The organism is Bacillus crepusculi (genome assembly GCF_014764715.1).
GTDB lineage: Bacteria > Bacillota > Bacilli > Bacillales > Bacillaceae > Bacillus.
Genome location: NZ_JACXXE010000024.1, coordinates 1 through 7,226, shown reverse-complemented (window position 1 = coordinate 7,226; position 7,226 = coordinate 1). Strand labels below are relative to the sequence as shown.

Here is a 7,226-nt window from a genome sequence, read left to right as displayed (position 1 = left end):
CGGTATCTCGCAAACGTTTTTTAAAATGAATTCAGCAGACAAAACGAAAAAACGCATTTAAAGCCCTTATAAGCGTTTTTAACTCATCCCCCTATTTTGATAAACGAACAAAAATAAAAGCGCTCAGAATCGAATCTGAACGCTCTCAACGGCATTTTTGAAATACAGCCTTGATATTTTTATAGGTTTAATCATTCAAATCAATCTTTGTCACAAAGTCAAAACGAGTCAATCCATTGCTATGACTAGCTTCAATTTGTTTTTTTCTTCCGTAGTACCCCCCTGTTAGAGTGGGGGGGTTCCCGTTTGGCTCTCGGTGCTTCGCTTTTCGTTGCCACTCGACGACTGTCGTCGTCTTCCGCTACGCACCTTCGCCAAACAAAACAAACGCACAAATATTTCTTTAATCTTATCATTTTTGACTCTTTCATGCCAACGGTACAATGCCTCGCATTCTGCTTTGAACGGAGAGAAAACCCACAGCACCTATTTAGGTGCATAAGTGGGCACTGGTTCTCCAGTGACTCTTTTCGGGCTCTGCCCAAACCCGCCAACGGTCAGCCCGTTGGATCGCAAATATTCAAACCCCCTACCCCCGATCTTCGGGGGATGCCCCTTCGGCGGGCGCAAACAAACGGAGTTTGTTTGAATCAATAGGCTTTGGGTGTGGTGAATGAGTCAACTCCTTAATGCTCACTTTCGTTCCGCTTACCGTTGACTCATGCCGAATGTTTTTCACTCCATTTTTTAAACAGTAACGCTCCTTTTGAGTGCACACTTTTCCGAAACAACACAAAACAAACACGAAACTTAATTCAAAGCTTTTGAACCCTTGTTGCTACTGATTTTTTTGCAAAACGCTCCCTTTCTTTGTGTGCAGGTGCGCTCCTTTTCAAACACAAAACGTTACTCAATTCTTCTCACTTTTCCTTTTTATGGTGTGGCAGTTTTGCCGTTTCTGCCACATTACCGCATTTTTCTCCTAAAAAAAGGTGTGTCAGAATTTCATTTTTAGGCACATTCCTTTCAAAAATCGCAACCGCCACGAAACAAATCACACTGGGATTTCAAACATAAAGTGGTTGCAGTTTTCCCTTATGCTCTTTTCACCTTTTCCTAAATGTCTCCGGCGACACTTATCAAATTTTTTCTCTTTCAACCCGCTACGCAAAACAAAAACATTTTGCCTTTTGATCTAGGAGGGCGTAGCGTATACCGTAGCGAATGAATCATAAAGAGGTGAACCCGCTATGAAACCCGAAACCTACCTTTCTTCACAAGACATTGCAAACAAGCTCAATGTCTCCAGCGTCACGATACGTAAATACGCCGCCATGCTTGAGAAAAACGGCTATAATTTCGCCAGAGACACTAAGGGATGGCGTCAGTATAATGAGTCTGATTTATCCGCTATGGAGTATATATACACACACTCTAAATTGAGTGGTAAATCACTAGAAGAAGTAGCCAAACTTGTAGCGACCTTGTATCGGTCAAACTTGTCCATATCGGATACCGCTACACCGCTACAAGATGTCAATGTCGCCGATCTCATTCAAAGACAAGAAGAATTCAATCGTGCCATCCTAAAACGACTCGAACAATTTGAAGAACAGCAAAAAAAGCGAGATGAAAATCTCATGCTCGCTTTGAAAGAATCCATTGAAACAAAAAAAATGATTGCTGCTGCTCAACAAAAAAAGTGGTGGCAATTTTGGAAATAGGACCACCCATGACAGCAGCTCACTTATACACGTACGTTCTTAAATCTCTAGATTTCTATAAATTCTCTTTTAAAAAACTAAACAACTGTCGACTTCTTTCGTTTATACGCACGCAATAATCATAAAAATACAAAAAAAGCAGGCTCTATTAGCCTGCTTTTTGATCAAAGAATAATACTTTAAATATTTAAAAATGAAGCAAAACCTATAATCATACCTAAAGCAAATAACCCCAAAATAGAATAAATAGTTACTTTCCAACCTTTTGTTAAAGCCATCAGAATCACCTCTAATCAAATTTAATCTTATTATAACTATTCTTTCCAATAATTTGTATAAGTTCTTGTTCCATTTTTATTTCCTACAGTTTTAACAGTAAGAGTACCTAGACCAACAGACAAATCCTTTAAAGGGCCGATATTATAATAAAAGTTACCAGTTACAGCTGCCTTATTATCTGAAGTCACCCAAGCATTTTTACCATGAGAATTTAATCCAGTTCTAACAACTGGATTATAGTTACTAACTACATAGGCAGAAGAAGAATTAATCTTTTTAACTTTTCCACCCTTTACATTATAAGTAACAGAGACTTTATACTTAGAAATATCTGCTCCGAAAATTCCTACTCCTACAGTATAAGAAACAGTATAATCTTTTGAAGATGCTGAAGCTTTTGCCATTAATGATGATTTTAACAAACTATCTTTATTAGTGTCCTCTTCAAGAACTGTTTGCTCAGAGAGAGACACATTAAACAAAGATTTAACAAATAATTCCTGATCATCTCGAGACAACGCTCTAAACTCTTTTAATTGTTTTTTCGCATTCAAAACTGCAGATTGTAAATATTCAGTTGAAACACCTGCATTAATAGCATCAGACTGATCATAATTAGCCAAATACTTTTCATAATCCTCTACCGTATAACCTTTAGAAGAAACATCTTTTGCAAAAGTATAATTAGGTAATGATAAACTCAAAACAACAACAAATGCAAAAACAAATAAACAAATTTTTTTCAATTCAATTCACATCCTAGTAATTTTATACCAATACAATATAAGCATATAATGGATTTATCAACATTTAAAGGGAATTTTAAGAATAAATTAAACTTAATAAATGATAAAATAGAACATTATACCTCTTTCGAAACAATAAAAAAGTTGCACAAATTCAACAAAAAAGTGGCAGCGATTTTGGAAATACATAACAATGGCGCACTTATACACACCCCCTGGTGAGTGCTGAAATCTCTCGATTTCCGTCAAGCGTGTAAAGAAGAAGCCGACTTAATAGCCGGCTTCTTCTGATTCTTCAAACCACAATGCAATGAACAGCAAAGTACAAAAAATGAATGCTCCTAAATCCATCACATGAATTTCAATGGTCATCATGTTCACCTCCACAGTGAACGGATTCTACCACAGAAATTTTCATCAAAACGAAGCTCTAAAAAATAAAAAAAATGATTGCGGTCACCGCAACCAAAAAAGAAATTTTCCAACGAATTCCCAACGCTAAATCATTCAATGTTAGGATGAAAATATACCCAAAAAAAGGAGTGATTTCTATAGATCAATTCTACAAAAACGGTGGTTTATAGTAAGCCAAAACGATACCAATTATAGCTTCAATAAGTGAGATCACTATGATGATCAAATGATTAATAGGGCGATCTTTAGTAATTAGTTTTTGACCTAAATAATTCAGTAGATAGAAAACCAAAAACATTATTAAAACCGTATAAATAACAGCTAGCATACACAATACACCGTCCCTTATTTGTGGTTGTTTAACCAAATTTTGTAACCGCTTGTAATACTATCATTTCAGGAGGATTTGAACAATATGACTTCAAAACTATCAAAAAAATCAATCAGCTCAACTGTTTTAATGGGACTTGCTACGATTACTCTATCTTTAGGAATATATGCTCCAGATGCGAAAGCAACACAAAGTGAACCTGTGGCATATACGAAAGAAGTTGAAAAGATCAATCACAAACTAGATAAACTAACTGATAAAGCAAACACTCAACTTAAAAAGGGTGCAGATAACGTTGTAGTACAAGAACCTCTCAATGTACAGGGAGACAAGCTTGAGTTATCTATGAAAGTTGATGACATTTCAACAAAAGCAGTACAACAAAAGAAATTCAAAGCAAAGGTCACAAATACCACTCCTGTTTTTGGCTTTGCTCATGAAGTAAGTGGTAAATTCACTTATGAAAAAGGCAAACTGAAAAGTAGCAGTTATGATGCTTATTTAACTGGCGTCTTTTATTCAAAATCTCACTCAACAAAACAACACAAACTAGACCCTAGCGTTTGGGAAGTTCGCAGTAGAGGAACTTTCAAGGCACTGAAATACACACCTGTTGAATACTCTTCTCGTGTTGACGTAGGACTTTACGGCAGTGGAGATTATAGAGTTCTAAAAGCTAAAATCAACTAATCCATACAAAAAAGCAGGCTCCAGTAAGCCTGCTTTTCTATGTGATTATGTAATTCTTGATACCAACATGCCAATGTGCCATGACTTCAAACGTCTCATTGGCTACCTCATCATCATCTTCTTCAATTCTGATCAGATCTCCATCTTCCGCATCCGTCAAATTCAGTTCCTTATGAATCTCTTTCAAGATCCCGCCGTACCCGATCAACCGCCTGGCACTTAATGCATCATCCAAATAATAGACCGTATCCAAATTTTCCTCGGTCACTTCATTCCCACGTATGACATCCGTATCCTTCACAGGATACTTCGAGATTTCAAGAATGGCTTTTTGTTCTTCCATTGCTTCGCGGACTTCTTTTTCAATCGCTTCCGCATCGATTCCCTTTTTTCCTTTGACCCGCTGCACATGCACAATTGGTGTGTAATCCAATTTCATGGCACGCTTCCAAAGGCTTGTCCATTCTTTTTGATTAATATAGTTTTTACCAAAGTAACCAGTACGAACAGGAATCAACACATGAAAATGCGGGTGATATGTATTTTCTTCATGATTTTTCGTGATCTCTAAAGCTCTGAAATATCCACGCACCGCAGAATCTACTTTCTTATATTTCATCAATCTATTAAAGCCTTTCATCATATCCGAAATGGTCTGTTTCAGATCATCGCCCTCAACGTTTTTTACTGTCAACGTGAGAAATATCCATGCTGGCTTATATTGCCGATTGGCTTCTTCAACGATCAATTTGTTGTGATAAGCAATTTTCAATGACCTTCGCCACGCACACATAGGGCATAACCTCACTTTACAAAAATAGGCTTGATATAATCGTAGTCTGCCCGTTTTTCGATCTCTCTTAAACGCAAGACATTCCGCACAATCACATACTTTCTCTGCCTTTTTTCCGTAGTAAGGCGCACCGGTACGCTTTTCAAGTCCTTCATAATGAGCCGCCATAAGTGACGATCTCACCTTTTTCCCTCGCCAATCCCGCTTTTTACCTGTTGCGGTTTTGTCCTCAAGGATGCTATAATTCGATTCAGATGAATACAAAGTGAAAAACCCCTTCTGACGCTAGTTCTCTAGCACTCTATTATTTTTGCTCGACACTTAAATAATAGCAGATGGGGTTTTTCACTGTCAAATTGCCCTCAAACCCTTGACAATACTGGATTGATCGCACTTTTTGAAAATCTCATTGTTTCTATATGTATCAAGATAAGAAAAGACACGATTCTGACTCCGTCAAAATCGCCCAAAAAGCTGGCGAAACCGCCATCTTTTTAAAAGATCAAAACCCAAAAACCTAAAAGACCAAAGACTAAACCAAATTTCCCCGCAGGGGGAGATTTTTTTTGATTTTTTGCCCCCCTACTCAAAAATTGAGTCCCCCCGTTTTTATAGCCTTAACACTTTTTTTGTAGCTTTTAATCACTCAAATACATATCAAAACCCTGCAATCATAGGGTTTATTTTGCTAAGAAAACACACCACACCGTTTCTGTAGCCTTTACGATCAGAAACACCTTTTCTGTAGCCTTTTGACTAAACCTCACACCAGAACGTGATAATCACAACCTGGATAATCACATTCTGGTAAGCACGTTCAAAAACCTAATCGTTTACGTCTTATTTTCAAGTAACTACACATGATATTTCCACAAAAAAACAGACCTAAAAGGTCTGTTAATTTTCATGTTACAAATCGAATACGATACATCATGTTGCATTCCTTGACGCAACAGAAACGCTGTTATCTTGCGTCGCTAAACCATAAACCGGCGCAACAGTCACAGCTAAAATCAAAACGGCAGCCATAATTTTTTTAAACGTCATATTCAAAATCGCCCCTTTGAATCAGTTTCTGAACTTGGATCATCTTCTTATAAAAAAATACAGAATCATCCAGTCGTTCTATGTCATTATAAAATCTTCCAGCCTCTAAAGCTAGGTCTTCTAAATAAGGATAACCACGACTATATAAAAGTTGATCGAATTTTTGATTGACTTCAACACTAGGCGAAACCGTCACATATAACTCATGAAGCACATTAAAAAGATCGACAAACATAGAATCATCATACTTTTCAGCATAGCTCTTTCCTTTCACACAATAATCAAGAGCTTCTTCTTTTCGTCCCTGCTTAAAGAAAATGATGGCTAAATCATAACAAGCTTGTACAACCTCTTTAGCACCGATCTTCTCGCCTAACTCTAATGCACGTTGGTAATATACTGTTGCTTTCGCAACATCATCTTGTTTATTAAAACAGTTTCCTAAATTCAACAAACCCTTAGTCGTAATGTAATCATGGCCAAGTGCAATAGATTCCTGTAAAGCTCGTTTCAAATGGGGAAGTGCCTTCTCATAACTGACCAAATCGTCATAATTTCCCGCAATCACGAATCTACACTGGATTAACCTAACTTGATATATACTGTTTGCCTTATAAGCATGATACGCCTGTTCAACATAATACATAGATAGATGTGTTTGCTTCATGTGATAAAAGATTTCTGCCATTTTGAAAAAGAACTCCGCACGCTCCAATTCATCAGCTACTTTATCAAGTTTTCTTTCCGCATAGCGATAAAATGTAATAGCTTTTATGTACTCCCCTTTAGAAAACTCATACATCCCTCTGAAAAAATTGAAGTAGTACTCCATAATACCAGTAAGCCTTTTTCCTTCACCTTCGACAGCTCTCAAATAATCAGCTTTGTTGACAGTATTTTTTGATGGATTTACGTATTCAAGCATCTGTTCATGGCGAAATTCCATTAGCTGAAAATAAAGAACAACCTGTTCGTCTTCCTCCATCAAATCCAGTTCATTCTTAACTTCGTTACGGAGAATCTCTGCATCTGTCACATTCAACCTTTTGATATGCCGATACCACTCATTAATCTTCTGACCAATCACAGGCGCTGCAATAGTTCCCATACCATCAATCCCCCGATACATCGCTTTTTTATGTTAAATCCTAGCACATGAAATACGGCTATAACTTGCTTGCGTTTCCATTTTTGAAAATTTT

The 7,226-nt window shown here is 37.1% G+C and carries 5 protein-coding genes; 2 read left to right on the top strand and 3 right to left on the bottom strand.

All coding sequences use genetic code 11. The features are described from left to right. Positions 1 to 1,250: 1,250 nt before the first annotated feature. Positions 1,251 to 1,724 carry a DUF3967 domain-containing protein gene (locus tag IEE86_RS19020; protein ID WP_110487812.1) on the top strand — a complete coding sequence of 158 codons (474 nt, stop codon included), beginning with the start codon at positions 1,251 to 1,253 and terminating at the stop codon, positions 1,722 to 1,724. A gap of 314 nt (positions 1,725 to 2,038) precedes the next feature. On the opposite strand, the gene IEE86_RS19015 is transcribed toward IEE86_RS19020, so the two are convergent. Continuing rightward, positions 2,039 to 2,749: a hypothetical protein gene (locus tag IEE86_RS19015; protein WP_191098548.1), complete on the bottom strand. Its 711-nt coding sequence runs from the start codon at positions 2,747 to 2,749 to the stop codon at positions 2,039 to 2,041. 829 nt (positions 2,750 to 3,578) lie between these two features. Between IEE86_RS19015 and IEE86_RS19010 the strand changes: the two genes are divergently transcribed. Beyond that, positions 3,579 to 4,184 carry a hypothetical protein gene (locus IEE86_RS19010; RefSeq protein WP_191098547.1) on the top strand — a complete coding sequence of 202 codons (606 nt, stop codon included), beginning with the start codon at positions 3,579 to 3,581 and terminating at the stop codon, positions 4,182 to 4,184. Positions 4,185 to 4,221: 37 nt separating this feature from the next. On the opposite strand, the gene IEE86_RS19005 is transcribed toward IEE86_RS19010, so the two are convergent. Beyond that, positions 4,222 to 5,241, bottom strand: a complete 1,020-nt coding sequence (locus tag IEE86_RS19005) for a protein rep (protein ID WP_191098546.1) — start codon at positions 5,239 to 5,241, stop codon at positions 4,222 to 4,224. A gap of 772 nt (positions 5,242 to 6,013) precedes the next feature. Further along, a complete protein-coding gene (locus IEE86_RS19000; protein ID WP_031308973.1) occupies positions 6,014 to 7,132 on the bottom strand; it encodes a response regulator aspartate phosphatase in 1,119 nt (372 codons plus the stop codon). Between the last annotated feature and the right edge of the window lie 94 nt (positions 7,133 to 7,226).